Origin of the sequence: Microbispora sp. NPDC049633, from assembly GCF_040675265.1 — a bacterium.
Taxonomy (GTDB): Bacteria; Actinomycetota; Actinomycetes; order Streptosporangiales; family Streptosporangiaceae; genus Microbispora; species Microbispora maris.
The window spans coordinates 26,151-53,055 of the sequence record NZ_JBFAOO010000031.1 but is presented as its reverse complement, the minus strand read 5'-3'; the positions used below and the strand labels follow the sequence as shown (position 1 = coordinate 53,055).

General features: G+C 70.6%; 27 protein-coding genes, 2 tRNA genes and 2 pseudogenes. 11 read left to right on the top strand and 20 right to left on the bottom strand.

The window, feature by feature from the left end; all coding sequences use genetic code 11:
• Window positions 1-1,029, bottom strand: a pseudogene (locus AB0J39_RS11240) (hypothetical protein); the annotation flags it as partial.
• A 143-nt stretch (window positions 1,030-1,172) separates the two neighbouring features.
• Here AB0J39_RS11240 and AB0J39_RS11235 point away from each other — a divergent pair.
• Window positions 1,173-2,036, top strand: a complete 864-nt coding sequence (locus tag AB0J39_RS11235) for a CPBP family intramembrane glutamic endopeptidase (RefSeq protein ID WP_363463282.1) — start codon at window positions 1,173-1,175, stop codon at window positions 2,034-2,036.
• Here the strand turns inward: AB0J39_RS11235 and AB0J39_RS11230 are convergent.
• Genes AB0J39_RS11230 through AB0J39_RS11220 form a run of 3 tightly spaced genes read right to left on the bottom strand, consistent with a single transcriptional unit; the run spans window position 2,033 to window position 4,975 of the window.
• Complete coding sequence (locus tag AB0J39_RS11230; RefSeq protein ID WP_363463280.1) at window positions 2,033-3,010, bottom strand: hypothetical protein; 978 nt, start codon at window positions 3,008-3,010, stop codon at window positions 2,033-2,035. The genes AB0J39_RS11235 and AB0J39_RS11230 overlap by 4 nt on opposite strands.
• A gap of 46 nt (window positions 3,011-3,056) precedes the next feature.
• Window positions 3,057-3,719 (bottom strand): peptidyl-tRNA hydrolase, encoded by a 663-nt coding sequence (locus AB0J39_RS11225; RefSeq protein WP_363463279.1) that lies wholly within the window; start codon window positions 3,717-3,719, stop codon window positions 3,057-3,059.
• Window positions 3,716-4,975 carry an MFS transporter gene (locus AB0J39_RS11220; protein WP_363463278.1) on the bottom strand — a complete coding sequence of 420 codons (1,260 nt, stop codon included), beginning with the start codon at window positions 4,973-4,975 and terminating at the stop codon, window positions 3,716-3,718. The genes AB0J39_RS11225 and AB0J39_RS11220 overlap by 4 nt, the downstream gene beginning before the upstream one ends.
• A gap of 72 nt (window positions 4,976-5,047) precedes the next feature.
• On the opposite strand from AB0J39_RS11220, the gene AB0J39_RS11215 reads away from it, so the two are divergent.
• Window positions 5,048-6,022, top strand: a complete 975-nt coding sequence (locus tag AB0J39_RS11215; RefSeq protein ID WP_363463277.1) for a helix-turn-helix domain-containing protein — start codon at window positions 5,048-5,050, stop codon at window positions 6,020-6,022.
• Window positions 6,023-6,035: 13 nt separating this feature from the next.
• On the opposite strand, the gene AB0J39_RS11210 is transcribed toward AB0J39_RS11215, so the two are convergent.
• Both AB0J39_RS11210 and AB0J39_RS11205 read right to left on the bottom strand, forming a co-directional pair.
• A complete protein-coding gene (locus AB0J39_RS11210; RefSeq protein ID WP_363463275.1) occupies window positions 6,036-6,242 on the bottom strand; it encodes a DUF6203 family protein in 207 nt (68 codons plus the stop codon).
• 45 nt (window positions 6,243-6,287) lie between these two features.
• A complete protein-coding gene (locus AB0J39_RS11205) occupies window positions 6,288-6,992 on the bottom strand; it encodes an SDR family oxidoreductase (RefSeq protein ID WP_363463274.1) in 705 nt (234 codons plus the stop codon).
• A 117-nt stretch (window positions 6,993-7,109) separates the two neighbouring features.
• Between AB0J39_RS11205 and AB0J39_RS11200 the strand changes: the two genes are divergently transcribed.
• Window positions 7,110-7,562: a helix-turn-helix domain-containing protein gene (locus tag AB0J39_RS11200; protein ID WP_363463272.1), complete on the top strand. Its 453-nt coding sequence runs from the start codon at window positions 7,110-7,112 to the stop codon at window positions 7,560-7,562.
• A gap of 223 nt (window positions 7,563-7,785) precedes the next feature.
• Window positions 7,786-8,136, top strand: coding sequence for an HAD family hydrolase (locus tag AB0J39_RS11195; RefSeq protein WP_363463290.1), 351 nt, complete (start codon window positions 7,786-7,788; stop codon window positions 8,134-8,136).
• On the opposite strand, the gene AB0J39_RS11190 is transcribed toward AB0J39_RS11195, so the two are convergent.
• The 5 genes from AB0J39_RS11190 to AB0J39_RS11170 form a co-directional block, all read right to left on the bottom strand.
• Window positions 8,101-8,625, bottom strand: coding sequence for a hypothetical protein (locus AB0J39_RS11190; RefSeq protein ID WP_363463270.1), 525 nt, complete (start codon window positions 8,623-8,625; stop codon window positions 8,101-8,103). The genes AB0J39_RS11195 and AB0J39_RS11190 overlap by 36 nt on opposite strands.
• Before the next feature lie 59 nt (window positions 8,626-8,684).
• A tRNA-Ala gene (locus AB0J39_RS11185) sits at window positions 8,685-8,760 on the bottom strand.
• A 309-nt stretch (window positions 8,761-9,069) separates the two neighbouring features.
• Window positions 9,070-10,509 (bottom strand): ATP-binding SpoIIE family protein phosphatase, encoded by a 1,440-nt coding sequence (locus AB0J39_RS11180; protein ID WP_363463268.1) that lies wholly within the window; start codon window positions 10,507-10,509, stop codon window positions 9,070-9,072.
• Window positions 10,510-10,548: 39 nt separating this feature from the next.
• Window positions 10,549-11,082: a class I SAM-dependent methyltransferase gene (locus tag AB0J39_RS11175; RefSeq protein ID WP_363463266.1), complete on the bottom strand. Its 534-nt coding sequence runs from the start codon at window positions 11,080-11,082 to the stop codon at window positions 10,549-10,551.
• Window positions 11,083-11,344: 262 nt separating this feature from the next.
• Entirely contained in the window at window positions 11,345-11,908 is a 564-nt protein-coding gene (locus AB0J39_RS11170; RefSeq protein ID WP_363463264.1) for a helix-turn-helix domain-containing protein, read from the bottom strand.
• Window positions 11,909-11,975: 67 nt separating this feature from the next.
• Here AB0J39_RS11170 and AB0J39_RS11165 point away from each other — a divergent pair, with 67 nt between their 5' ends.
• From AB0J39_RS11165 to AB0J39_RS11145, 5 genes are all read left to right on the top strand, one after another.
• Entirely contained in the window at window positions 11,976-12,695 is a 720-nt protein-coding gene (locus AB0J39_RS11165; RefSeq protein ID WP_363463262.1) for an AzlC family ABC transporter permease, read from the top strand.
• Window positions 12,686-12,994 carry an AzlD domain-containing protein gene (locus AB0J39_RS11160; protein ID WP_363463260.1) on the top strand — a complete coding sequence of 103 codons (309 nt, stop codon included), beginning with the start codon at window positions 12,686-12,688 and terminating at the stop codon, window positions 12,992-12,994. Before AB0J39_RS11165 ends, AB0J39_RS11160 begins: the two co-directional genes overlap by 10 nt.
• A gap of 192 nt (window positions 12,995-13,186) precedes the next feature.
• On the top strand, window positions 13,187-14,116 hold the full coding sequence (locus AB0J39_RS11155; RefSeq protein ID WP_363463258.1) for a hypothetical protein: 930 nt from the start codon (window positions 13,187-13,189) through the stop codon (window positions 14,114-14,116).
• Between the two features lie 106 nt (window positions 14,117-14,222).
• Window positions 14,223-14,603: a hypothetical protein gene (locus AB0J39_RS11150; protein WP_363463256.1), complete on the top strand. Its 381-nt coding sequence runs from the start codon at window positions 14,223-14,225 to the stop codon at window positions 14,601-14,603.
• The gene (locus tag AB0J39_RS11145; protein WP_363463255.1) at window positions 14,600-14,758 is read left to right on the top strand and encodes a hypothetical protein; all 159 of its coding nucleotides are present in this window, start codon (window positions 14,600-14,602) and stop codon (window positions 14,756-14,758) included. Before AB0J39_RS11150 ends, AB0J39_RS11145 begins: the two co-directional genes overlap by 4 nt.
• Window positions 14,759-14,830: 72 nt before the next feature.
• Here AB0J39_RS11145 and AB0J39_RS11140 read toward each other — a convergent pair.
• Window positions 14,831-14,906, bottom strand: a tRNA-Ala gene (locus tag AB0J39_RS11140).
• 93 nt (window positions 14,907-14,999) lie between these two features.
• Between AB0J39_RS11140 and AB0J39_RS11135 the strand changes: the two genes are divergently transcribed.
• Window positions 15,000-15,914, top strand: a complete 915-nt coding sequence (locus tag AB0J39_RS11135; protein ID WP_363463253.1) for an RNA polymerase sigma-70 factor — start codon at window positions 15,000-15,002, stop codon at window positions 15,912-15,914.
• Window positions 15,911-17,074 carry an FAD-dependent oxidoreductase gene (locus tag AB0J39_RS11130; RefSeq protein ID WP_363463251.1) on the top strand — a complete coding sequence of 388 codons (1,164 nt, stop codon included), beginning with the start codon at window positions 15,911-15,913 and terminating at the stop codon, window positions 17,072-17,074. The genes AB0J39_RS11135 and AB0J39_RS11130 overlap by 4 nt, the downstream gene beginning before the upstream one ends.
• 92 nt (window positions 17,075-17,166) lie before the next feature.
• Here AB0J39_RS11130 and AB0J39_RS11125 read toward each other — a convergent pair whose 3' ends face one another.
• The 8 genes and pseudogenes from AB0J39_RS11125 to chvE form a co-directional block, all read right to left on the bottom strand.
• A complete protein-coding gene (locus AB0J39_RS11125; RefSeq protein ID WP_363463249.1) occupies window positions 17,167-18,063 on the bottom strand; it encodes an immunoglobulin-like domain-containing protein in 897 nt (298 codons plus the stop codon).
• A gap of 42 nt (window positions 18,064-18,105) precedes the next feature.
• Window positions 18,106-18,246: pseudogene (locus AB0J39_RS11120) on the bottom strand (immunoglobulin-like domain-containing protein); the annotation flags it as partial.
• A gap of 697 nt (window positions 18,247-18,943) precedes the next feature.
• Window positions 18,944-20,425: an L-arabinose isomerase gene (gene araA, locus AB0J39_RS11115; RefSeq protein ID WP_363463247.1), complete on the bottom strand. Its 1,482-nt coding sequence runs from the start codon at window positions 20,423-20,425 to the stop codon at window positions 18,944-18,946.
• Window positions 20,422-21,081: an L-ribulose-5-phosphate 4-epimerase gene (locus AB0J39_RS11110; RefSeq protein ID WP_363463245.1), complete on the bottom strand. Its 660-nt coding sequence runs from the start codon at window positions 21,079-21,081 to the stop codon at window positions 20,422-20,424. Before AB0J39_RS11110 ends, araA begins: the two co-directional genes overlap by 4 nt.
• On the bottom strand, window positions 21,078-22,763 hold the full coding sequence (gene araB / locus AB0J39_RS11105; RefSeq protein WP_363463288.1) for a ribulokinase: 1,686 nt from the start codon (window positions 22,761-22,763) through the stop codon (window positions 21,078-21,080). Before araB ends, AB0J39_RS11110 begins: the two co-directional genes overlap by 4 nt.
• Before the next feature lie 173 nt (window positions 22,764-22,936).
• Window positions 22,937-24,196, bottom strand: coding sequence for a multiple monosaccharide ABC transporter permease (gene mmsB, locus AB0J39_RS11100; protein ID WP_363463244.1), 1,260 nt, complete (start codon window positions 24,194-24,196; stop codon window positions 22,937-22,939).
• Window positions 24,197-24,201: 5 nt separating this feature from the next.
• Window positions 24,202-25,731 (bottom strand): multiple monosaccharide ABC transporter ATP-binding protein, encoded by a 1,530-nt coding sequence (gene mmsA, locus AB0J39_RS11095; RefSeq protein WP_363463242.1) that lies wholly within the window; start codon window positions 25,729-25,731, stop codon window positions 24,202-24,204.
• A 53-nt stretch (window positions 25,732-25,784) separates the two neighbouring features.
• Window positions 25,785-26,894, bottom strand: coding sequence for a multiple monosaccharide ABC transporter substrate-binding protein (chvE, locus tag AB0J39_RS11090; protein ID WP_363463240.1), 1,110 nt, complete (start codon window positions 26,892-26,894; stop codon window positions 25,785-25,787).
• Between the last annotated feature and the right edge of the window lie 11 nt (window positions 26,895-26,905).

The window sequence follows — 26,905 nt, the reverse complement described above, 5'->3', positions numbered from 1 at the left end:
GAGCAGGGACAGGGGGGCGGCCTGGTCACCGCGGTTGCCGAACAGCATTCGGCCGACGGCCCGCTGCGCGGCGTCGCGTGCCGGCGCGAACGCCACCGCGACGACGGCGGTGGCGGCGAGCGGCTCCAGCATCCCGTTTCCGGCCTTCAGGAGCGTGCCGACCGTGGCCACGGTGACCAGGTAGGCCCCCAGCAGCACGACGGTGACCAGCGCGTACACGACGGTGCGCCGGACCAGCACCTCGATCTCGAACAACCGGTAGCGGAAGATAGAGACCGCCGTGGCCACGGGGAACAACGGCAGCGCCGCCGCCTGCAGCCACACCCCCACGGGCGGGTCGGGCGGCAGCAGCGCGTCGGCGACCACCGAGAGCACCACCGCGACGACGGCGGCGAGGACCGGCAGGAGCCGCCGCCTGTCGTCGGAACGGGTCACCCTCGTGGCCAGCGCCGCCACCCCCGACAGGGCCAGGCCGAGTGCCACCACGACGAAGGCGATCTCGGCGACGGGCTCGGTGGGGACCAGGCCGACGGGGCTGGGCGCCTCGCGTCCCCACACCCAGATGCGATCCCTGAGCATGAGCATCACCTGCAGCACGGCCATCGCGGCGAGGGCGGTGACCAGGACCGGCCGCCAGCGCGACGACGGCAGCCGTCCGTCGGGCAGCAGGAGGGGAAGCAGCAGGAGCGGCCCGAACCCGGTGAAGAACACCCAGTTCGTCACCCACGCGGCGGCCGGCCCGCCGGGCAGCCCGTGCGTCTGGCCGTACGCGGCGTATCCCCCGGCCAGAGCCTGGAGCGCCAGCCCGGCGCCGCTGAGGCAGAACAGCCACCCGATGGGGTGCCGCGGCCACCGCGACAGGATCAGCGCGCCGACCACGGGGCAGGTCAGGCCGACGGCCGCGTCGAGCACCAGATAGGTCGTGTCGGGCGCGGGCACGGCCGTGGTGAGCGCGACACCGGCGACGACGGCCGCCCCGCACAGGACGGGGATCAGCCAGAGCCATCGAGGCCACGCGGAGCTTCGCATCAGGACATCATTGGACATTCCTCACGTGAGGGGAATGGGACCCGGGTCCCGCCTTGACCGGGACCTCCCGGGCGCCGGGCGACGGGACGGAACGGGACCCGGCCCTCAGGCGGACGGGACCGCCGGGACGCTGGGATCGACCCATGCGAACTGACACGTCAACCGTCCGCGAGCCGCGGCTCGCGGTGTACGCCGTCACTCTGGCCGCCCTCGTGCTGCCCGTCGTGGCCCTCGCCGTCTCGCAGGGCGCCGATCTCGACCGGATCGGCGACGCCCCGATCGGCACCCAGATCGCCGTCTACAGCCAGGCGTTCATGCCCGCGCTCGCCGCGCTCGCCGCGTGCCTGGCGGGTGGCGGCGTCCGCGCCGTGGACTGGGGTTTCCACCGGGTGCCCTGGCGCACGCTCGCCGTCGCGTGGGCCGTGCCCGTCCTCGGCGCCGGCCTCGCGTACGGCACGGCCTGGCTGACCGGCGCCGCCCGCTTCGATCCGGGCGACCTCGCCGCGTCCACCGGGCTGCATCCGGCGCTCGGCGTGCTGCTCGGCCTCGTGCCCGGCGTGGCGCCGTTCGTCGTGCTGGCGCTCGGCGAGCAGCTCGGCTGGAGCTCCGTGCTCGTCACGAGGCTCGCCGCGCGCCGGAGCCCGGCCGCGACGGCGGTGATCCTCGGCCTGGCCTGGGCCTCGTTCCACTACCCCCTGATGCTGTTCGTGCCGGGCGCGGTGGAGGAGGGCGTGCCGGTGCCGTACGCGCTGCTGATGTTCACGCTCCAGACGGTCACGCTGGCCTTCCCGCTCGTGTGGCTGCGCCTGCGGACCAGGAGCATCTGGCCCGTCCTGGTGCTCCACGCAACGATGAACGCGTCGCTGTACTTCGTGGCCGAGGCGCTGACCTCGGCGCACGACAGGTCGGCCTGGATGGTCGGGGAGGGCGGCGCCCTCACCACGGCGGGGCTCGCGGCCGCCGTGCTCCTGACACGCCCCCTGTGGCAGCGCCCGCTGTCCCGCTAGAGCGCCCTGACCGACGACATCACCGTGTTGATGTCGTGCCAGCGCTTCTTCTGGCTGTCGGGGATCGTGACGAACACGACGGCGGGCTTCTTCTCCGGGACGTCCACGAGGGCCAGCGCCGCCGCGGAGACCCGCTTCTTGCCCTTGAGCGTGTAGTGCACGGTGTAGCCCAGGAGCCAGCCCTTCCGCTTGCCCGCCTTGATGGGCTGGGAGGCCGTCCAGGTGATCGTGGCGCCCGAGGGGTGGTGGTTCAGGGTCCACCGGGCCGCCAGGAACGCGGTGTCGCGCAGCGTCTCCTGCTCCGGGATCGGCACGGGACAGGAGACCAGCATCCCCCGGTACGACGCGCCCTTCACCCTGGGCAGCAGCTGGCGGGAGGCGAACGGCGTGGGCGTGGCGAGCGCCCACTGTTTCGCGAAGCGAGGCAGGGCGACGCCGGAGCGGCGGTCCTTGACCAGACCGCGGGTGGCGGCCGCCCGGCCGGGCAGGCCGCGCAGCCGGCGGTCGGCTTCCGGCAGCGCGGGCACCCGGGGGTCCTTCAGGGCCGCCGCCAGCGCCGGATCCAGGGCGTCCGGACTCGCCGCCGGACTAGCGGCGGGACTGGACGGCGGACTGGAGAGGGGACTGAGACCGGGCGTGGCCGCCGCGCCCGCGGCCGGCGCGGCGGCGCTCGACACGGACGAGGCCGACACAGCCGAAGGCAGGCCGACCGCGGCGGACTGGCGCGGCGCGGCCCTGGTGCCGGGGTCGTCCCGGTTCAGCAGCACGACGGCCGCGCCCGCCCCCAGCACGGCGACCCCCGCCGCGACCGCGACGACCTTGTAGACCACCCGCATCGGCAGGTCCCCGAGTTTCTTGGGAGGACTCGCCGGCGGCACCGGCTCAGGGACCGTGATCTTCGGTAGCGGAGTGGTCTCGGCCTCGGCCGCTATGTAAGAGGGGACGGCCTTCGTCCCATAGTCCCCAGGTGACACGATCGGGAGCGTACGGCAAATCCCGCTATTTCGGGTGCCTTCCCCATCACACTTCGGGAACGCCCACCCGCAGCCACGGCGCGTCGGCCACGACCGTCGCGGAGCCCGGTTCGATCTCGGTGAACCCGGCGTCCCTGACCACCGGCAGCCCGCTCGCGGCCAGCGCGTCCCATCGTCCGGGGGCGGCCGTCCTGACCCGTACGGCGAAGCCGCGCCCGCGCCAGCCCGCCCGCTCCGTCTCGCCCGCGCCCCACCAGGCGAACTGCGCGCCGTGGCCCGCCTGGGCCATCGCCTTGCCCGCCGTCATCTCCAGACGGGGATTGATCCAGAGCACCACGTCATCGGGGCCCGCCTCCGGCGGCGCCGCGTCGTCGGTGAGGTCGGTGCCCGACACCTGGAGCCTGGCGAGGTCGCGCGGCCAGCCGTCGAGCGGCACGGGAGGATGCACGCGCACCTCGGCCGTGCCCACGGCCACGGTGATGCCGGGCAGGGCGAGCGCACGCCGCCACTCGGCGCCGCGTGCGCGCCTGACCACCTTCCTGATCCGGCCGTCCTGCCACTCGGCGACCTCCTGCGGCCACTGTCCCCCGCTCTCGGCACTGTCCAGCAGGAGCACCACCGCCGTCGCGGCGGCCTCCAGCGCGTCGGTGCGCCGCGGGGGCGCGGCCCGCTCGATGCGTACGACCAGGGGAAGAACGCGTTCGGTCACCCAACAAGGATCGCAGCTTCGCCGCGGTCCCGGACACGCGTGACGATACGGGACGACATGAGCGCGGCCAGCAGGCACAGCGCGCCCGAGCCGTACCACGCCAGGTCGTAGTTCCCCAGATGGTCGCGGGTGAGCCCGGCCACAGTGGCGACGACGGCCGCACCGACCTGGTGGGAGGCGAAGACCCAGCCGAACACCACGGCGCCGTCCGCGCCGAAGATCTTGCGGCACAGGGCGACGGTCGGCGGCACGGTGGCCACCCAGTCGAGGCCGTAGAAGACGATGAAGACCAGCATGCTCGGCTCGGCCGTGGCGGCGAAGAGCTGCGGCAGGACCAGCAGCGACAGCCCGCGCAGCGCGTAGTAGACGACGAGCAGGAGCCGCGGGTCCACCCGGTCGCTGAGCCAGCCGGAGAAGACGGTGCCGGCGATGTCGAAGATCCCGATGACGGCGAGCAGCGAGGCGGCGGTGGTCTCCGGCATGCCGTGGTCGTGGGCGGCCGGGATGAAGTGGGTGCCGACCAGGCCGTTCGTGCTCGCTCCGCAGATGGCGAAGCCGAGCGAGAGATACCAGAAGCGCCGGGTGCGGGCGGCGTCCCGCAGCACCCGTACGGCCCGCGCCGCGGCGCCCTTGCCCGGCGTGCGCACGACCGGCCCGGTCGCGCCCAGCGCGGTCAGGCCCAGCTCCTCCGGCGTGTCCCTGAGCAGGAACCACACGAGCGGGACGACGGCGAGCGCGGCCGCCGCCACCGTGAGCGAGGCCCACCGCCAGCCCTGCGACTCGGCCAGGTGCGCGAGCACCGGCAGGAAGACGAGCTGTCCCGTCGCCCCGCCCGCCGTGAGCACGCCGGTGACCAGGCCGCGGTGCCGTACGAACCAGCGGTCGGTCAGCGTGGCGGCGAAGACGAGCGCCATCGAGCCGGTGCCCAGCCCGACCAGGACGCCCCAGAGCGCGACGAGCTGCCAGCTCGCGGTCATGAACACGGTCAGGCCGCTGCCCACCGCCACCAGCAGCAGGGCGTAGGCGACGACGCGGCGCATGCCGAAGCGGTCCATGAGCGCCGCCGCGAACGGCGCGCACAGCCCGTAGAGCATGAGGTTCACCGAGACGGCGAGCGAGATCGTGCCCCTCGTCCAGCCGAACTCGTCCTCCAGGGGCGTGATCATCACGCCTGGCGAGGCGCGGAACCCGGCCGCCCCGATGATCGCGACGAAGGCGACGGCGGCGACGATCCAGGCACGATGCAGCGACTTCATGGCGAGCATCATCGCGTCGCGTCCGCCATCGGGGACAGTGGCCGAGAGGCCAACATGTGAAAGAATCAGGCCATGCATCCGGCTGTGCACCGCGTCGCCGTACTGGCCCTGGACGATTTCGCCACACTCGACCTGGGCATCCCCGGGCAGGTGTTCTGGGCGGCTCGCGATCCCGGCCCGCTGTACGAGGTCGTCACCTGCACTCCGGGCGGCCGCCCGGTGCGGAGCCGGGCGGGCTACAGCGTGGTCCCCGACCACGACCTCGGCGTGCTCGCGACGGCGGACACGGTGGTGGTGCCGGGCATCCACAGCGGGACGCCGCTGGAGAACGGCACGCTCGACGGGGAGGTGCGCGCGGCGCTGTGGGGCGTCGCGGGACGGGCCCGGCTCATCTCCATCTGCACCGGCGCCTTCGTGCTGGCCGCCGCGGGCCTGCTGGACGGGCGTCCGGCGACGACGCACTGGCGCAACGCCGCGCACTTCCGCGGCCTGTTCCCCCGCGTACGGCTCGATCCCGACGTGTTGTTCATCGACGACGGCGACGTGCTGACCTCGGCGGGCGTGGCGGCGGGGATCGACTTGTGCCTGCACGTCATCCGGCGCGACCACGGCAGCGAGGTGGCCAACCGCACCGCCCGCCGGTGCGTCACTCCGCCGTTCCGGGAGGGCGGCCAGGCCCAGTTCATCGAGCGGCCGCTGCCCGACCCCGCCGGGACGACCACGGCGCCGACCCGGGCGTGGATGCTCGAACACCTGGAGGAGCCGGTCAACCTGGCGGCCCTGGCCGCGCACGCCCGCATGAGCGTGCGGACGTTCACCCGCAGGTTCCGGGAGGAGACCGGCCTCAGTCCGGCCAGGTGGCTCGCCGGGCAGCGGATCGCGCACGCCCGGCACCTGCTGGAGACCACCGACCTGCCGGTCGACGCGATCGCCAGGAAGGCCGGGTTCGGCAGCGCGGTCTCACTCCGCCAGCACCTCCACGCCGCCGTGGGGGTGTCCCCCCTGGTCTACCGGCAGACGTTCCGCACGCCCGCCGTGCTCGGCTGATCGCCCGGCTGTCTCATCGGCGGTTGCCGGCGGCGGGACCGCGCCAGGCGTTCGGGTTGCTCGACCGGCGTCCGGGCTCGCGGAGCGCCGGGGCCTGCGCGGGCTGCTGCTTGCGGGCCCGCCGCTTGCGCATGAACAGCCAGCCGAGGCCGAGCAGGACCATTCCGATCGGCGTACGCGCCAGCCAGCGGGTGAAGACGAGCTGCAGGATCCTCTTCATGACACCCGCCCCTACCCGGCACGGATGTGATCATGTGTCCGTGGTTCAGGATGCCAGCTGCGGATACAGTCCGGCCACGTCGCCGGACAGCTTGGCCCGCACCTGACGGCTCACGTCGTCGGCGACCACCTCGAAGCTCCCCTGCTCGATCCCCTGCAGGGCCTGGGCGGCGACCTCCGCCGGGTCGATCTTCGGGCCGTCGACGTCGGCGGCCATGTCGGTGTCCATGTATCCGACGTGCAGCGCCGTGACGAGCGTGCCCTGCTCCTTCAGTTCGAGGCGGAGACTGTTGGTGAGCTGCAGCGCGGCCGCCTTGGCCGCGGAGTAGCCGGCCACCTGCGGGGCCGTGAACCACGACAGCACCGACAGCACGTTGAGGATCGCGCCGCCCCCGTTGCGGCCCAGGACCGGGGCGAACTCACGAGCCATGGCGAGCGTGCCGAAGTAGTGCGTCTCCATCTCCAGGCGGATGTCGTCGAGCGCACCGGCGACGATCGACGAGCCCGTGGAGATTCCGGCGTTGTTGATCAGGAGGTCCACGTCGCGGGCACGCTCGGCTGCGGCCCGGACGGACGCGGGGTCGGTGATGTCCAGGGCGAGCGGCACCACGCCCGGCAGGTCGACCGTCTCCGGCCTGCGCGCCGCCGCGTACACCTTGGCGGCGCCCCGCTCCAGCAGCGCGGCCGCGAAACGTCGTCCCAGCCCGCGGTTCGCGCCCGTGACCAGCGCGACTGATCCCTCGATCTTCATTGTGGCCTCCATCGCTCGACGGCTTCGCGTCCACACTAGAGACCTGACTTTAGAATTACAAGTCAGCTTCCTCGGGCTAGCCTGGATCCGACCGGCGACGAGCGAGCGAGGCGTGCGATGACGACCACCGAACTCCCCGACTCGATGACGTGCTCCATCGAGCGGGCGGTGACCCTCCTCGGAGAGCGGTGGACGCCGCTGATACTGCGGGAACTGCACACGGGAGTCGTCCGCTTCGCCGACATCCAGCAGCGCCTGGGGATCGCCACGAATCTGCTGACCACCCGGCTGGCGACGCTCGCCGGTGCGGGCGTCGTCGAGAAGCGGCCCTACCGCGACACCGGGGCCCGCACCCGGTACGAGTACCACCTGACCGATTCGGGCCGCGACGCGCTCGTGATCCTCGGAGCGCTGCAGCAGTGGGGGGACCGCCACGTGCCCCGGCTTACGGGACCGACGGTCGAACGCCGGGATCGGCGGACCGGGGCGCGGCTGGACGTGTCGTTCACCGACCCCGAGGGGCACGCCGTCCCTCTGGACGCGGTCGCCTTCGTACGCACGGACAACTGACCGTCCGGACGCCGGCGGCAGAGCGGCTGAGCCGGGAGAGGGGAGCCGGCGTGCCCGGCGCCTATCGGGCTCTGTCCTTCGACGGGGACGGCACCCTGTGGGATTTCGAGACCGCGATGCGACTTGCCCTCTATGACGCCGCTCGTCTGCTCCGCGAGTCGGGGGTTAGCAGGCCCGACGGGCCGGTGACCGCGCGCTGGTTGCGTGAGGTCCGTGATAAAGCCTGGCCGGTCTGAAGGCGCGCCATCGCCTCGCACTCGTCACCAACGGCAACACCCATCGCCGTCGCCTGGGCCTGGACGGCGTCTTCGAGTCGGTGGTGGTCGCCGCCGAGTGCGGATTCCACAAACCGGATCCGGAAATCTATCGGTGCATGCTGGATGGGATGCGAGTCGAGGCCGGCGATGTCCTGCACGTGGGCGACGACCCCGTCGAGGACGTCATCGCCGCTCGAAGGGCCGGACTGGACACCGCCTGGATCAATCGCGACCAGCGTGAATGGACCCACGACGAGATGCCGTCCATGACCGTCGCGGATTTACGTGAGCTCGCCCTGCGCCTCATGGCCCGGTGATCGTCGGTGGGTCGGCGGTATCTCGAAGCCGAACGCCTCGCTCAGCGCGTGGACGTCCTTGAAGTCCTTGTCCGCGGGCACGTACGCCGTCTTGAAGGCGAACATCCACTCCGGCGCGACGCAGGCCACGGTACGGCCGTTGATCGTGCCTGCGCCGGTGAGCGAGCCGTGAGGATACGCGATCCCGTAGACGTTGCGCCCGGACTCGTCGCACTCGAAGACGTGCACGTCGACGCTGTGGCCCCGGTCATCGGTCAGGACGTAGTTCCACGCGGTGTCGTCGCCGTCGTGCCTCTTGGTGTATCCGAGGCCCGCCATGTGTTCGACGAACCGCTCCTCGTCCTCGCGGCCGAGCGCCACATCGAGATCCGGGTGCCGCCTCGTCTGCCGTCCCAGGAGGGCGTCGACGCACCAGCCGCCGTCGATCCAGATCTTCACGCCACGGTCGGCGAGATATCCGTAGATGCCGGAGACCGTCTCGGCGTCCATGGAAACGCCGAGAGCCGTCCTCCGGCCGGAGGACGGCTCTTGCGATGCCTCATCGATCATGGTGGAGCTATGGGGACTCGAACCCCAGACCCCTTCCATGCCATGGAAGTGCGCTACCAGCTGCGCTATAGCCCCTTACCCACGCCGCGTCGGCGGCGCGTGGCCAGTGTATAGGACTTTCGCGGCGTGGGTGTAACCGAGAAGGTCTCAGCAGGCGCAGGCGGCTCCCCGGGGCGCGGTGAGCGGGTCGGCCGGCCGCGCGCGCACGCCGGAGGGGTCCACCTGGTGCGGTGCGACCACGGGCCGAGTGTGGCCAACGCGTGGCCCGCAGGCTCGTGGTGACACCGCACCGCGAGGGCGGGCAGGCGCAGTTCGCCGAGGCGCCGGTCGCGGCCGCGGAGGACGACGACCCGGCGGGCAGGGCGATGGAGTGGCGTTCTGGCGTCAGGGAATCGCCAGCGAGAACCAGACGGTCTTGCCTCCGGCGACCCGGCTGGTCCCCCAGTGCTCGGCGAGCTGGCTGACCAGGTACAGCCCTCGTCCGTCCTCGTCGAGCGGGCCGGGCTCGCGGACGACCGGCAGCCTGTGGTCGTCGTCGCTGACCTCGCACAGCAGGTGGTCGGTGCGCAGCAGCCTGAGGGTGATGGGCCGCTGGGTGTGCCGTACGGCGTTGGTGACGAGCTCGCCGGCGAGCAGTTCGGCCACCGGGATCAGCCGCGTGAGACCCCACGAGTCGAGCGTCCGGCGGACCAGGCCGCGCACGCGTCCCGGCGTCGTCGGCTGGGGCTCCAGCAGCCACTGGGCGACGTGCTCGCTGGGGATGCCGCGGAACCGGATGGCGAGCACGGTGACGTCGTCGGTCCTGGCCGCGGACAGCACGTCGTCGCTCAGCGCCTCGATCGAGGTGCCGTTCGCGAGCCTGCGGCGCAGCGACTCCACGCTCAGCCCGATGTCCTGCCCGCGCTCCTCCACGAGGCCGTCGGTGTAGAGGACGAGCATGCTGCCGTCCTCCGCCGCGATCTCCATCGTCTCGAACGGGGTACGGCCCAGCCCGATCGGCGGGCACCGGGGCGGCGACAGCACCTCCGCCTTGCCGTCCGGCCTCAGCAGGATCGGCGGCAGGTGCCCGGCGCTCGCGATCGTGCACCTGCGCAGCACCGGGTCGTACACGCAGTAGACACAGGTGGTCAGCGTCTGCGCGGCCAGCCGCTGGGCCATCTCGTCCAGCGAGTGCAGCACCTGCTCGGCCGGCAGGTCGAGCGAGGCCAGGGTCTGCACGGCCGTGCGGAGCTGGCCCATCACGGCCGCCGCGGCCAGCCCGTGGCCCATCACGTCGCCGACGACCAGCGCCACCCTGCTGCCCGGGAGCGGGATGACGTCGTACCAGTCGCCGCCCACCCGCTCGGCGGCGGGCTTGTAGCGGTAGGCGATCTCCAGCCCGGGCAGCTCGGGCGGGTCGCCCGGGCGCATCCCGCGCTGGAGGATCTCCAGGGTCTCGTCCTGCTGCCGGTCCCGCCGCCCATGGAAGATCGTGAGCGCGGCCGGCACGGCGAACTGCCCGGCGGCCAGCACGTGGGCCTCGCCGAACGGCGGACGCCGGGCGTCGCGCGCCAGCAGCGCGCAGCCGACCGGCGCGCCGTACGCGCGGAGGGGCACGGCGAGCAGATGCCCGTCGAGCAGGGCCGCCTCACCGATGCCGTCGCCGGTCCAGCGCGGCGGCAGCCGCCCGTCGGGATCGACCCGCTGGCAGACGGCGCCGTCCACGTAGACCGCGGCGGCGTCGGCCAGGCCGGGCACGACCGCCTCGCAGAGAACCCTCGTAGCCTCCTCCGGCCCGGGGCTTTCGCCGATGGCACGGACGATCCCACTGACATCACTCAGCACGGCGAGCGGTTCCCCGTCTCCCGACACGGGTAGGGCCGCTCAGAATTTGTCGTCACGCCGGCAGTTGACGAACAGCTGGATTTCCGGCGGCGCCTGGGTGGTCGCCGGCGCATACGAAAGGTGGTTCTCCGACAGCACGCTGAAACCGGCGGCTTCGATGACCTCGCGCAACTCGTCGCGCAGATATCCGGTCACCCGTACCGGCGCGCCGAGAAACTGGAAAGGCACGTCGTCGAGGTCGATTTCCACCATGCTCAGCGAGAACAGACCGCCGGGCGCGAGCACGGCGTGGATTTTGCGCAGCGCCTGCTCGATCTCGGCGCGCGGCAGCATCAGCAGGCTGAAGAAGGCCGTCGCGGCGTCGAACACGCCGAGCGAGTCGTCGAGGTCGAGCACGTCGCGTTCGAGGAAGGTCCCGGTCGGCACGTTCTTGCGCGCCAGGTCCAGCATGACAGGGGAGATGTCGATGCCGGTCACCTCGCAGCCGGCGTCGGCGAACCGCTGAGCGGTGGGCGCGCCCGTCCCGCAGCCCACGTCGAGGACCCGCGCTCCCGGCTTGAGCTGCTTGATCATCCATTCACCGGCGGCTACCTGGCCTTCCTTGTGCGGGAACGCCTCGTCGTACCGTCCGCCGATGCGATTGAACGCCTCGGCCTGGATGGCGCGGTACTCCTGACGCGGATTGTCCGGTCCTGATTCGATTGTCATCGTCGCCGCCGTTAATGATCAGCCGTCTTTGCCTCCTTCTAGATAGGGGGCTGAACCCCAACAAGTCAAGACATTCCCCGGCCAAATGGGCTTTTCGGCTGGCGATTGTGTCAAAGATCGTTGTCAATCAGATGTGCTCGATGACGATCATCGCGGTGGTGCCGGGTTCGAGTGCCTCGAAGACGTGCGGCGCGTCTCCGGGATAGACGATGTAGTCCCCCGGCCCGAGCTCCACCGGTTCCTCCGCCGGCCCGGCCGACGCCCGGCCGGTCCCGATCACCAGGTGCTCCGTCGTACCGGGCCGGTGCGGGTCCGATCTGCGGGGCGGGCCCGGCTCGGCCGAGATGCGGTAGAGGTCGCGCCGGGCGTGCGGCGGGCAGGAGGCGAGCAGCGTGACCCCGTAGTTGGCCTGCTCGGAGTAGGTGGCGGGACCCTCCCCCGCCCTGATCACCTGGACGACCGTGCGCGGCGGGTCCACCAGGCGGCTGAACGGCACCCCGAGCGCGGCCCCGAGCGCCCACAGGGTCTCCACGCTCGGGTTGCCCCCGCCCGACTCCAGTTGCGAGAGCGTGGACTTGGCGATGCCCGCCCGCTTCGCCAGCTCAGTCAGCGACAGACCGGCGCGCTCACGCTCCCGGCGGATCGACGCCGCGATCAGCGCGATCAGATCGAAGGACGCCTTCTCAGCCACGTGTTCGCTCCACACTTCCAATCGTTCGACTTGACGAACCTCGCCACTTCTGTTCACTCTACTGGACATGGATTCGTTATGGCGAACACTCGATCGCGGCACGCTCCGCGACATCGCCCTGGTCTGCCTCGCCGATGCCATGGTGGGTGCCGCATTCGGCGCGATCGCCGTGTCCGGCGGTCTGCCTCCGTGGGTGCCGGTCGTCATGTCCCTGCTGGTGTTCGCCGGCGGCGCCCAGTTCGCCGCGGTCGGCGTGGTGCTCTCGGGCGGCGCGCCGATCGCCGCCGTCGCGGCCGGCCTGGTGCTGAACGCGCGCCTGCTGCCGTTCGGCTTCGCCGTCGGCGACGTCCTCGGCGGCAGGTGGTGGACGCGGCTCGCCGGCGCGCACCTCATGACGGACGAGGCCGTGGCCTTCGTGCTGCGCGACGGCGATCCCCGCCGGCGTCACGCCGCGTTCTGGGCCTGCGGGCTCGGTCTTTTCGTCAGCTGGAACGCGGCCGTCGTGCTCGGCGCGCTGGCCGGGCGCGGCATCGGGGACACGACCGCACTGGGCCTCGACGCGGCATTCCCCGCGGTGCTGCTGGCCCTCGTCCTGCCCTCGCTCATTCAGCGAGCCGAGCGAGCCGAGCGGAACGTGCGGAACGTGCGGAACGCCGCCCTGCTCGGGGCGGCCGTCGCGGTGGCGGCCACGCCGTTCCTGCCCGCCGGCCTGCCGGTGCTGCTCGCCCTGACCGGTCTCGTGCTCACCGTGCGGACCCCCTCCGGTTCGGAGGTCCCATGCCCCTGATCGCCATCCTCGCACTGGCCGCCGGCACCTACGCGTTCCGGGTGGCGGGTCCGGTGCTGCAGCACAGGCTCCGACTGCCCGGACGCCTGCGTCACCTGCTGTCCGTCACCGCGACCGTGCTGCTCGTCGCCCTGGTGGCCACCTCGGCCCTCACCGAGGGGCACGGCTTCGCCGGTTGGGCCAGGCTCGCCGGGGTGCTCGCCGCCGGGATCCTCACGCTGCGGAAGGCGCCGTTCCCCCTGGTCGTCGTCCTCGCCGCTGCCACCACCGCTTTGCTACGTCTCTGCGGTATTGAGTAGGCATATCCGATTTGCAGGGAAGAACACGGCCATCTTGAATGCCAGGATCGCCACCTTTCGCGTTCGCGCTGTAACAGGTGCTGGACTGCGACGATCTAATCGATGACCACGAATCACGCCGCGAGAATCGAGCGGAGACGTGATCGCCCCTCCCGCAGAGCGCCGGTACGGCCTTGATCAGTCGGAGATCTCGTGAGCGCATGGCGCATCAGGCTGGCCGTCCTGCTCCTGATCTTGGCGACTCCAGTGGCCGTCGAGTTGATAATCGCGGCCGTCAGGAACACTTTCAGCCCGGCCCGTGTGGTGCTGCAGGTCCTCGGTCTCGCGATACTGCTGGCGCTGGCCAGAGGAGCGGAGAGATTGGCGCGAAGAACGCAGATCTACTCCCTGATGCTGATTCCGCTCGTACTGATCGGCCTACTGAACATGGGGCTCGGGGCGATTCTGCTGACCGGAGGCGACGACGGTTCCGGCGGTTTGGACCTCGGTGTCGCGGGCGGGCTGACGCTGGGAGGAGGACTCTTCGTCTTCGGCCTGTCGCTGTCTCTCGTGTATCTGGACATGAGAAGCGTCCACATCGCGCCCTTCCCGACCGGGCCCGCCGCCGATGCGGGATATCGCCCCGTGGACGAGACTCTCACCCCCGAGGAGCATCTCACCGTTCATGAATACCGGCATTCGCCGCAGGACGTGAGTGAGCTGATCCTTCTGTGCCAACCGGAACTGAACGTCGAGAGCCTCCATTACGTGCAGATATGTGCTCGCGACGGAATACTGCTCTCGGCCGACATCCTGGACCATCCCCTGCTCGCACGTTATTTCGGCGACACCGGAAAGGACCAGAGGAGGAACGTCTACATCAACGTGGGCAAGCAGGTGGGCTGGCTCATCAACGGCCTCAACGACTTCCTCGCGGACGCCGAGGGAGGGGTGCTCATCCGGACCGTCCTGGACGTCGAGAGGGGCGCCGTCTACTACTGCCGGATAGACGAGAGCAAATATCTCATCGGGGTGACTCTGGATCAGAGCGTTGTCCACCTCGCCGACAGCGCGACCCGTCTGCTCGCCGACAGGATACGCGGCTACTACAGCCTGCCGCCTCTCCAACAGCCGAACGTCTGACGCAACGAGCCCTCGACATCGCCCGGCAGGGATACAAATGGTCGCACCTTTCCAGGACGTCGCCTCAGCGGTCGACACCTCGCCCCCGAACAGGCGGCGCGCCGTCGTGGCACGGCTCACCCTGTGGATCCTGTTCGGCGTGATAATCGGCCTGATGCCGCTCGTCTTCGACACGTTGCGGGCGACTTTGTCGGTACAGGGCTTCAGCGTGATCACGACCCTGGCACGAGGACAACTGTTCATCTCGTCGGCGGCCATGTCCGCCGGAGCCATGGGCGAGTTGTTCTTCTCGTCCTCGACCCGGCGAGGCGACATGCTGCAGGTGATCGCCGGTTTCTTCTGCCTGCTGTGCTGCCTGGCCAACTCGGTCGCGTACACGCAGGTGCCGATCGCCCAGCCCGCCGCCATAGTGACCCTGTCCCTGATCTTCTTTCCTCTCACCATCCTTGCCAGCGGCATCTGCATCGGAATGACGGCGGGACGATGAACATCGCATTGACCGTCTCCACGGTCCTCATGGGCGTCGGCACCGTGGGAGTGGTGGCCGCGGCCGCGATCTCCCGCCTGCTCGGCAGGAGCGGCCGGCAGATGGGCGCCGACCACGTGCTGCGATCCGAACAGTCGCCCTATCGTCTCCCCTGAGGCTCCGGTCTCCCGGGCGGCGCGGAAAGCGGGCTACGAAAAAAGGGCGGTCGATCGACCGCCCTTCGGGTGTGGTGGAGCTATGGGGATTCGAACCCCAGACCCCTTCCATGCCATGGAAGTGCGCTACCAGCTGCGCTATAGCCCCTTGCGACGCAGTCAGTGTATAGGAGTCCGCGCGAGGGTGGTAACCGGACGAGCCGACGTCACACAACGGTGGGCATGATACGTCTGGCATGACATGACCATCGAAGTCTTCACCGCGCACCGCAGCCTGCTCGTCGGCGTGGCGTACCGCATCCTCGGCAGCGCCGCGGACGCGGAGGACGTGGTCCAGGAGGCGTGGCTGCGCTGGGCGAACGTGGACGCCACGTCGGTGGCCGACCCGAAGGCCTACCTCGTGCGCGTCACCACCAACCTCGCCATCGACCGGCTGCGCCGGGTGCGGGCCAGGCGGGAGGCGTACGTCGGGCCCTGGCTGCCCGAGCCCGTCGCCGCCGCGCCGGACGCCGGGGAGCCCGCCGATCGCGCCGACAGCCTCGAACTGGCCCTCCTCGTCGTGCTGGAGACGCTGTCCCCGCTGGAGCGTGCCGTGTTCGTCCTGCGGGAGGCGTTCGGCTTCTCCCACGCCGAGATCGCCGAGTTCCTCGGCCGGGGTGAGCCCGCCGTACGGCAGCTCGCCCGGCGCGCCCGCGACCACGTGCGCGAACGCAGGCCGCGTTTCGACGTGGACCGGCGCGAGCGTCGCACGATCACCGAGTGCTTCGTCGCGGCCTGCGAGGAGGGGGACGTCGAGGCCCTGACGGCGCTGCTCACCGCGGACGTCCGCCTGGTCGGCGACGGCGGCGGCAAGGCGCGGGCGCCGCTGCGGGAGCTGGCCGGGGCCGCGCCGGTCGCCCGGTTCCTCCTCGCCATCGCGAGCCCCGAGGGCCGCCGGCGCTTCCTGGCCTCCATCGGCGCTCCCCCGGGCGTGAAGATGGACCTGGAGATCGCCGAAGTCAACGGCGGGCCCGCGATCGTCGCCCGGCTGGACGGCCGGCCCGTCACGTTCGTCTCGCTGGTGATCGCCGACGGACTGGTCGACACCGTTTATCTCATCGCCAACCCCGAGAAGATGTCACGACTCGGGGTCTCGGACGCGTCCGGGAGTGCATGAGAGAAGCCATCACGATCGTGGGCGGCGGGCTCGCCGGGCTGACCGCCGCCATCGCCTGCGCCGAGGGCGGCGCGTCCGTCGTCCTGCACGAGGCACACCACACCCTCGGCGGACGCGCCCGATCCACCCCCGCGCCGTACGTCGCGAACGAGGGCGTCCACGCCCTCTACGCGGACGGCCTGCCGTGGCGGTGGCTGGACGAACGGAGGCTGGTCCGGCCGTACGCGCCACCCCGGCCGGGGCATCTGCTCCGGGCACGGTTCCGCCGCGACGGGAGGCTCACCGGGCGGCCCCCGGCCGCACTGCTGCGGATGGCCGCCCGGCGCGGCCTCCGGGCGCCGGTGGAGGAGGACTTCGGGTCCTGGGTCACGCGCCACTTCGGCGAGGAGGCCGCCCGGGTGGCCGCCGGGGCGACCGGCGTGGTCACCTATGACGCCGACCCCGGCAGACTGTCGGCCGCGTTCGTCTGGGAGCGCCTCCTGCGCGTCGCGGCCCCTCGGTATCCGGCCGTACGGTATCTGGTCGGCGGGTGGGGACGGATGATCGACCGGATGGCGGCGTACGCCCGCGACCTGGGCGTACGCGTCGAGACCGGGTCGAGGGTGGACCGGCTGCCGGACGGCCTGGTGATCGTCTCCACCTCGCTCGACGCCGCCCGCGGCCTGCTGGACGACGACTCGCTGCGCTGGGAGAGCGGACGGGGAGTCCTCCTCGATCTCGGGTTGCGCGCGCACCCCCGGGACCTGTTCCTCGTCAGCGACCTGGACGAGGGCGGGTTCCTGGAGCGTTACTCGCTGCCCGACCGGTCGGTCGCCCCCCGCGGGGAGAGCCTGGTGCAACTCGAGCTGCCGATGCGCCCCGGTGAGGCGAAGGGCGAGGCGCTCGCACGGCTGGAGCGGATCGCCGACCTCGCCCTGCCGGGCTGGCGCGACCGGGTCACCTGGCGCCGCGAGTCGGTCGCCGCCGGCCGCACCGGCGCCCTCGACCTGCCCGGCGCCTCGTGGCGCGACCGCCCGGCGGTCGAGCGCGGCGACGGCGTCTGGCTGGCCGGCGACCAGGTGGCCGCGCCCGGCCTGCTGGCCGAGGTCTCGGTCAACAGCGCGCTCGCGGCGGCCCGGGCCGCCCTCGCCTCCCGATCGCGGCCCCGGCCGGCTGCCTGACGCGCGGAAACGGGCCTTCCCCCACAGGGGAAGGGCCCGTATGGTCAGCGGGACCGGATCAGCCCAGAGCCCGGATCAGCCCAGAGCCCGGATCAGCCGAGAGAGGAGAGCAGCCGGTCGTACTCGGCCTGCGTGACCCCCAGCACCGTGCCGTGACGCGGACGGCTCGTTCTTCGGCTCGGAGAAGGCGTAGAAGTCGCGGGTCGTCGCGTACACCATCTTGTTGTAGGTGTCCCCCGTGTGCCGCGGGTTGCCGTACGGCTTGGACGCCCAGAACACGACGTACGCCCCGAGGGTCTTGTCGTAGTACGCCTCCGGCGCCCAGGTGTTGCCTGCCTCCGGCGGGAAGACCTGGACCAGCCGCTGGTTCGTCCAGTGCACCAGGCCGGTCGACTCGGCCACCATGATCGAGCGGCTGCCGCCGCGCTGCGCGCGGTCCCAGTCGCGTTGCCGTAGATCTTGAGGTCCGTGGCGATCAGGTAGAACCTGTCTCCCTCGGGCGAGCGGATCACGAACGGGTCGCGCAGGCCCTTCTCGCCGACGCCGGACGTGACGACCGGCCGGCCGCCGTTGAGCTCCTGCCAGTGCAGCGGGTCGTCGCCCTTGCTCAGCGCGTTGTAGATCTGCTCGCCGTCCGAGTAGCCCTCACCGGTGAAGCAGGCGAAGAGGTAGCCCTTGTACGGCTCCTCGGCGGGCAGCGCGGGCACCTCCGGCTTGAAGATCCGCACGGCCTGGTGCCCGCCACGCGAGATCGTCGCCTTGAGGTTCACCCTCACCGCCTTGGCACCCGGCGCGGGACGGTTCACCTCGCCGGTCTCGCCGAGCGTGTCCGGCTTGGCGGACCGCCAGGTGATGGTGGTGCCGTTCTCGCCCTCGGCCGGCAGCGTCAGGTTGCCGCGGACGTCGTCGATGTTGTGCGCGACCAGCGTGGCGGCGTCGGTCTCGACGGCCCGCTTGCCGGTGCAGATCGCCTCGATGGTGACGTCCAACGTCTTCGTCTCCGTCGCCGTGCCCTTGGTGAGCGTGGCGGTGAGCGTGGCGGTGAGCGTGACGTGGGCGCCCTGCGCGCCCGCCGGCGGCCGGGTGACGGCGCCGGTCGCGCTGACGACGGACGGGTCGCCGGAGGCCCAGGTGATCGTGGACCCGGACGCGCCCTTCGCCGGCAGCGTCAGGCCGGACCGGACCGCGCCGGTGTCGCCGAGATCGAGCGCCGCGGCGTCCTGCTTGACGATCTCGGCGTTGACCGGCGCCGCCAGCCGGGCGATCTCGGACGCGCCGAGGGCCCGGCCGTAGACGCGGAAGTCCTTGACCCTGCCCTTGGGGTACTTGTCGCCGGAGTAGAGCGAGCGGCCGATGTAGTCGGCGGTGGTCGTGCCGCCGCCGAGCGTGTACGCAATGTGCTGCCAGCCGCCGCGCGGCAGATCGACGCCGGCGTTGGCGTTCTGCTCGGTCGACCAGTTGCCGACGCGATCGACGTACGGAACGCGTCGCCGGTGGTGAACAGGTAGCCGTTGCCGCTGGACCCGCTGGAGTTGCCGAAGCCGTAGACGAAGTACGGCGTGGCCTGCGTGGGGTCGATCCAGACGTCGAGCGCGACCGTGATCGAGGTCATGCCGCGCATGAGGTTGTCGGGCACCTTGACGTACCCGTTCGTGCCGCCGAGCTTGAGGCCGTCGCCCCAGCTCGCGTCACCGTTCAGCGTGCCGTTCCCGCCGTTGCCGGAGGAGTCGGCGGCGGTCGTGCCGGAGGTCTCGTCGAGCTTTTACCAGAGCGCGAGGCCCTCGTCCGCCGCCGAGGCGGCCGGAGGGACGAGTGCCCCGGCTCCGAGTGTGAGGGCGGCCAGGCCGCCCATCACGAACCTACCGAGCATCAAAATCCTTGCGCGAGCCGATAGTAGGCCTGGTTCCACCGCAGTTCCTTGACGAACTGGCGGGAGGTGGTCGCCTCGTCGATGACGAGCAGCTCGACGCCGAGCATGTCGGCGAAGTCGGTCAGCTCCTCGGACCCGACGGCCGAGGAGAGCACCGTGTGGTGCGGGGCGCCGGCGGTGATCCACGACTCGGCGGAGGTGCGCAGGTCGGGCCGGGGGCGCCACACGGCCCGGGCGACCGGCAGGGCGGGCAGCGGCTCGGGCGGCGCGACCACGTCGATCTCGTTGGCCACCAGGCGGAACCGCTCGCCCATGTCGGACAGGCCGACCACCACGGCGGGGCCGGGGGCGGCGTCGAACACCAGCCGCACCGGGTCCTCCCGCCCGCCGATGCTCAGCGGGTGGATCTCGCACGCGGGGGTGTCGGCCGCGATCGTCGGGCAGACCTCCAGCATGTGCGCGCCGAGGATGAGCTCCTCGCCCGGAGTGAGGTGGTAGGTGTAGTCCTCCATGAAGGACGTGCCGCCGGGCAGGCCCGCCGACATGACCTTGAGCGTGCGCAGCAGCACCGAGGTCTTCCAGTCGCCCTCGCCGCCGAAGCCGTAGCCGTCGGCCATCAGCCGCTGCACGGCCAGGCCGGGGAGCTGGCGCAGCCCGCCCAGGTCCTCGAAGTTCGTGGTGAACGCCTTGAAGCCCCCGCCCTCCAGGAACTGCCGCAGGCCCAGCTCGATGCGGGCCGCGTACCGCAGCGACTCGTGCCGCTCCCCGCCCGCGCGCAGCTCGGGCGCCATCCGGTAGAGGTCCTCGTACTCCTTCACGAGCGCGGACACGTCCGCGTCCGCGGTGGCGTCCACGGCCTCGACCAGCTCGTTGACCCCGTAGGTGTTCACCGACACCCCGAACCGCAGCTGCGCCTCGACCTTGTCGCCCTCGGTCACCGCGACGTCGCGCATGTTGTCGCCGAACCGGGCCAGGCGCAGCGAGCCGACCTCCGCCCGGCCCGCCGCCGCCCGCGCCCAGGTGGCGATGCGCCCCGACACGGACGGGTCGCTGACGTGCCCGGCGATGGTCTTGCGCGGCACGCCGAGGCGCGTCTGGATGTAGCCGAACTCGCGGTCGCCGTGCGCGGCCTGGTTGAGGTTCATGAAGTCCATGTCGATGGAGCTCCACGGCAGCTCCACGTTTGCCTGGGTGTGCAAGTGCACCAGCGGCTTGCGCAGCGCGTCAAGCCCGGCGATCCACATCTTGGCCGGGGAGAACGTGTGCATCCACGCGATCAGGCCGATGCAGTCGTCGTCGGCGTTGGCCTCCAGGCACACGCGGCGGATGGCCGCCGCGTCGGTGAGCACGGGCCGCCACTCGAGCTCGAACGGCAGCGCCTCGCCCAGCTGCTCGGCGATGCGCCGGGACTGCTCGGCCACCTGCCGCAGCGTCTCCTCGCCGTACAGGCCCTGGCTGCCGGTCAGAAACCATAGCCTCACAGGTGACTCCTCTGTCCATAGACGTTCTGGTAGCGGTCGTACAAGCTGTCGATGTCGCTCTGGGCGATCGGCAGCGGCTCGCCGAGCTGGCGGGAGATGTGCACGGTGCGGGCCACGTCCTCGCACATCACGGCGGCCTTCACCGCCGCCTTCGGCGACTCGCCGATCGTGAACACCCCGTGGTTCTGCATCAGCACCGCCGGGGAGCGGTGCCCGGTCAGGGTCTCGACGATCCCCTTGCCGATGTCGTCGTTGCCGATGAGGGCGAACGGCCCGACGGGGATCTCGCCGCCGAACTCGTCGGCCATCGCGGTGAGCACGCACGGGATCGCCTCGCCGCGGGCCGCCCACGCCGAGGCGTACGTGGAATGGGTGTGCACCACACCGTTCACCTCCGGCATGTGCCGGTAGACGTAGGCGTGCGCGGCCGTGTCGCTGGAGGGGGCCAGGTCGCCCTCGACGAGGTTGCCGTCGAGATCGCAGACCACGATCGACTCGGGGGTCAGGTCGTCGTACGACACGCCGCTGGGCTTGATGACGAACAGGTCCTCACCGGGCACGCGGCCCGAGACGTTGCCCGCCGTCCACACCACCAGGCCGTACCGCACGAGCTCGGCGTGGAGTCTGCAAACGGTTTCGCGAAGGTCATCGATCATGCACTGGCCTCGTTCCTGATCGCGCGGAGCCGGTGGAGCATGCCGCCGTCCGCGAAGTGGTCGTGCAGCCTGCGATATTCGGCGTACAGCCGGTCGTAGGCGTCGGCCCGCCCGGCGTCGGGCACGTACGCGGCGGCGTCGCGCTTGCCCATCGCCGCCGCGGCGGCCGTGATGTCGGTGTAGGCCCCCGCCGCGACGGCGGCGTGGATCGCCGAGCCGAGGGCCGGCCCCTGGTCGGATCCGATCACCGACAGCGGGCGGCGCAGCACGTCGGCGTACGTCTGCATGAGGAAGCGGTTCTTGAGCAGGCCGCCGGCGACCACGAACTCCTCGACCGGCACCCCCGACGCCTCGAACGTCTCCACGATCGTCCGGGCGCCGAACGCGGTGGCCTCGATGAGCGCGCGGTAGACGTCCTCCGGGCGGGTGGCGAGCGTCTGCCCGACGATGACGCCGGACAGGGTGTGGTCGACCAGGACCGAGCGGTTGCCGCCGTGCCAGTCGAGCGCGACCAGCCCGTGCTGCCCGACCTTCTGCTCGGCGGCGAGGGAGGTCAGGTACTCGTGCAGGCCGATCCCCGCCTCCGCCGCCCGCTCCGCGTAGGAGGCGGGCACGCAGTTGTCCACGTACCAGGCGAAGATGTCGCCGACGGCGGACTGGCCCGCCTCGTAGCCCCACAGCCCGGGGACGATGCCGTCGCGTACGACGCCGCACATGCCGGGGACCTCGGCGAGCTGGTCGGAGCACATGACGTGGCAGGTCGAGGTGCCCATGATGGCCACCATCTGGCCCGGCCGCACGGCGTCGGCCGCCGCGGCGGTGACGTGGGCGTCGACGTTGCCGACCGCGACCGCGATGCCCTCGGGCAGCCCCGTCCACTCGGCGGCCCGCGCGGTCAGGTGACCGGCGAGGCCGCCGAGCGGAGCGAGGTCCTGACCGAGCTTGCGGGTGAAACCGGAGAAGGCGGGATTGAGCGCGGCCAGGAAGTCCTCGGACGGGTAGCCGCCGTCCTGGTGGATGGCCTTGTAGCCGGCGGTGCAGACGTTGCGGGTCTCCACCCCGGTGAGCTGCCAGATGATCCAGTCGGCCGCCTCGATCCAGCGGTCGGCCCGGTCGTACAGCTCCGGGTCCTCCTCCAGCAACTGCAGGCCCTTGGCGAAGGCCCACTCGGAGGAGATCTTGCCGCCGTACCGCGGCAGCCACGACTCGCCGCGCTCGGCGGCCAGCGCGTTGATGCGGTCGGCGTGGGGCTGCGCCGCGTGGTGCTTCCAGAGCTTCGGCCAGGCGTGCGGCCGTTCGGGGAACTCCTCGCACAACGGGTGACCGTCGGCGGTGGCGGGCAGGATCGTGCAGGCCGTGAAATCCGTGCCGATGCCGATCACCTGCTCGGCCGGGACCTGGGCCGCGGCCAGCGCCTTCGGCACGGCGTGCCGCAGCACGTCGATCCAGTCGGCCGGCGACTGCAGGGCCCAGTCGGGGCCGAGCCGGACGCCGGAGCCCGGCAGCGCGTCCTCTATCACGCGGTGGGCGTACTCGTGGACGGCGCCGCCCACCTCCTCGCCGTCGCTCACCCGCACGACGACCGCGCGCCCGGACAGCGTGCCGTAGTCGACGCCGATGACATAGCGGTTGTTGTTAGCGTTCACATTGAACTCCAGGGACTTTGGGGGCGTCCGGATCATGTCCAGGGGCTTCGGCCTCACCACCAAGCCGGCTCTCAGGAGCAGGTGCTCGCCGCGGTGGGGCCCGCGCTGATCTCACCAGCACCTCGATGAGATGACGACCTGCGCGCTGCAGAGCGGGCCCCAGGCGTCGATCCTGCCCTCGATAGGTTTCCTGTCGGCGACTTATTCGATCAGCGTGAGGCACCTGCCCTGCGCTTGGTCCACACGTCGAACGCCACGGCGGCGAGCAGGACGGCGCCCTTGACGAGCATGACCCGCTCGCTGGGCGAGCCGATCAGGGACATGCCGTTGTTGATGACCGCCATGATCAGACCACCTGTGATCGCACCCACGACCTTGCCCACGCCGCCCTGCACGGCCGCACCGCCGATGAAGGCCGCCGCGATCGCGTCCAGCTCGAAGCTGTTGCCCGCCGTGGGACCCGCCTGATTGAGCCGGCCGGCGAAGATGACGCCCGCGATGGCCGAGAGCACGCCCATGTTGACGAAGATCCAGAAGACGACGGACTTGACCTTCACCCCGGACATCACGGCCGCCTGCAGGTTGCCGCCGATCGCGTAGATCTGCCGGCCGAACACCGTGCGGTTGGCCATCAGCGAATACCCCAGCACGAGCACGGCCAGCAGCACCAGCACCCATGGCAGGTTCTTGAAGCGGGCGAGCTGCACCACGACGAAGAGGATCAGCGCGGCTCCGGCAGTCATCTTCAGCGCGAACAACACAACGGGCTCGACCGTCTGGCCGTAGCCCTTGCGGGCATTGCGTGTGCGCCACTGCGCCATGACCATGCCGGCGATCGCGACCAGGCCGATCAACAGACTGAACAGGTCCGCGCCGCCGAGCGGACCGAGGCCGACGTTACCGAGGTAGCCGTCGGTGAAGCCGTTCGCCAACGTGCGGACCTGGTCAGGGAACGGGCCGATGCCCTGGTTGCCCAGCACGGTCAGGGTCAGCGCCCGGAACAGCAGCATTCCGGCCAGAGTCACGATGAACGCGGGGATGCCGAAGTAGGCGATCCAGTATCCCTGCCAGGCCCCGATCAGCCCACCGGCGACGAGCGTGATCAACAGGGCCAGCGGCCAGGGCGTGCCCATGTTCACCATGAGCACGGCGGCCAGCGCTCCGGTGACCGCGACCACCGAGCCGACCGACAGGTCGATGTGCCCGGCGATGATGATCAAAATCATCCCGATCGCGAGGATCAGGACGTAGGAGTTCTGAACGATGATGTTGGAGATGTTCTGCGGCTGGAGCAACGCGCCGTCGGTCAGCACCGAAAACAGCACAATGATCAGCGCGAAGGCGATGTAGATACCGCTCGAGCGCAGGTTGATCGACAGTCCGCCGAGCGACACCCGTCCCGGCTGCCGTGGCGATCCCCCGTCGCCCTTGGCGCCGACCTGTACGTCGGCGGGCGTGATGCTGCTCATTCGAGCTACTCCTGTCCCTTGGTCATGAGATACATGAGGCGTTCCTGCGTGGCTTCCCCGCGCGGCACTTCCCCGGTGACGCGCCCCTCGGAGAGCGTGTAGATGCGGTCGCACAGGCCAAGCAGCTCAGGCAGCTCAGAAGAGATCACCAGTACGGCCTTGCCCTGGTCGGCCAGGCGGTTGATGATCGTATAGATCTCGTACTTCGCACCGACGTCGATGCCCCTCGTGGGCTCATCGAGGATGAGGACATCCGGCTCGGTCAGGATCCACTTGGAGAGCACGACCTTCTGCTGGTTGCCGCCGCTCAGCTTGCCGACGACGCTGTTGACGCCGGGCGCCTTGATGTTCATGCTCTTGCGGAACTGCTCGGCGACGCGGAATTCCTCGTTCTCGTTGACCCACCCGCGCCGGGACAGGCCCCTGAGCCCGGCGGCGCTGACGTTCCGCTTGATGTCCTCGATGAGGTTGAGGCCGTACCTTTTGCGGTCCTCGGTGGCGTAGGCGATGCCGTGCTTGATCGCGTCCTGGACGTTGCGGATCTCGATCGGCTTGCCGTCCTTGAAGATCCTGCCGGAGATATGGGTCCCATACGTCCGCCCGAACACGCTCATCGCCAGTTCGGTGCGTCCGGCGCCCATCAGCCCCGCCAGCCCCACGATCTCCCCGCGGCGCAGCCTGAGCGAGGCCCCGTCGACCACCTTCCTGCCGGGCTGGCTGGGGCTGTAGACCGTCCAGTCCTCGATCCGGAACGCCTCCTCGCCGATCGCCGGTTCCCGTGCGGGGAAGCGGTTGTCGAGAGCGCGGCCGACCATGCCCGAGATGATGCGGTCCTCGGTGACCTCGTCGCCGGCCATGTCGAGCGTCTCGATCGTGCGGCCGTCGCGGATGATCGTGACGGCGTCGGCGATGGCGATCACCTCGTTGAGCTTGTGCGAGATGATCACACAGGTGATGCCCTCGTCCCTGAGCCCGCGCAGCAGGTCGAGCAGGTGCGCCGAGTCGTCGTCGTTGAGCGCCGCGGTCGGCTCGTCGAGGATGAGGAGCTTGACCTCCTTCGACAGCGCCTTGGCGATCTCCACGAGCTGCTGCTTGCCCACGCCGATGTCGGAGATGAGCGTCGTCGGATTCTCGCGCAGGCCGACCCGCTTCGTCAGCTCGCCGGCCTCGTAGTTGGTACGGTTCCAGTCGATCACGCCGCGTTTGGCGCGCTCGTTGCCCAGGAAGATGTTCTCGGCGATCGACAGCTGCGGGCTGAGCGCCAGCTCCTGATGGATGATGACGATGCCCGCGTGCTCGCTGTCCCGGATGCCGCCGAACTCGCAACGCCTGCCCTCGAAGGTGATCTCACCTTCGTACTCGCCGTGCGGGTAGACCCCGGACAGCACCTTCATCAGCGTCGACTTGCCCGCGCCGTTCTCGCCGCAGATCGCGTGGATCTCGCCCCGCCGCACGGACAGGTTGACGTCCTGCAGCGCCTTCACTCCCGGGAACGTCTTGGTGATCCCGCTCATCCGCAAGATGTGCTCGGTCATATGCCCCTCGCTCAGGGAGGGCCCGGAAAGACGCCTCTCCGGGCCCGGATCCCCTACTTGAGCTGGTCCTCGGTGTAGTAGTTGCTGCCGACGAGGACATCCTTGTAGTTGCCCTTGTCCACGATCACCGGGTCCAGCAGGTACGACGGGACGACCTTGACGCCGTTGTTGTAGTCCTTCTCGTTGTTCACCTCGGGCTTCTCGCCCTTCAGCACCGCGTCGGCCATCTTCACGGTCTGCTCCGCGAGGTTGCGGGTGTCCTTGAAGATGGTGGAGTACTGCTCGTCGGCGATGATCGACTTGACCGACTGAAGCTCGGCGTCCTGGCCGGTGACGACCGGGTACGGCTTGCCGTAACCGGAGCTCTTCAGCGCCGACAGGATGCCGATGGACAGCCCGTCGTACGGGGAGAGCACGCCGTCGACCTTGGTGTCGCCGGTGTAGGTCTTGGTGAGGATGTCCTCCATGCGCTTCTGCGCGGTGGCGGGGTCCCAGCGCAGAATGGCGGCCTGCTTGAAGTCCGTCTGGCCGCTCTTGATCACCAGGGTGCCGTCGTCGATCTTCGGCTGCAGCACCGACATGGCGCCGTTCCAGAAGAAGGTCGCGTTGTTGTCGTCGGGCGAGCCGCCGAACAGTTCGACGTTGAACGGTCCCTTCTTGCCGTCCTCGACGCCGAGGCCCTTCAGCAGCGACGTCGCCTGCTGCACGCCGACCTTGAAGTTGTCGAAGGTGGCGTAGTAGTCGACGTTCGGGCTGTTGCGGATGAGCCGGTCGTAGGCGATGACCGGGATCTTGTTGTCCGCGGCCTGCTGCAGCTGCGAGGTGATCGCGGTACCGTCGATCGAGGCGATGATCAGGAGCTTGGCGCCCTTGGTGATCTGGTTCTCGATCTGGTTCGCCTGGGTCGGGATGTCGTTCTCCGCGTACTGGAGGTCGACCTGGTAGCCCAGCTTCTCGAGCTGCTGCTTGACGTTGTCGCCGTCGTGAATCCAACGCTCGGACGACTTCGTCGGCATGGTGACGCCGATCAGGGCGCCGGCGTTGCCGGCGGCGGTGGACGCCGAGGCCTGGGCATCCACCGTCTTCTGGCTGGAGCCGCAGGCCGTCATGGTCACGGCGACCGCGATGGCGGACACCACGCCCCCGATACGTGCCAATCTCATGCGCTTCTCCT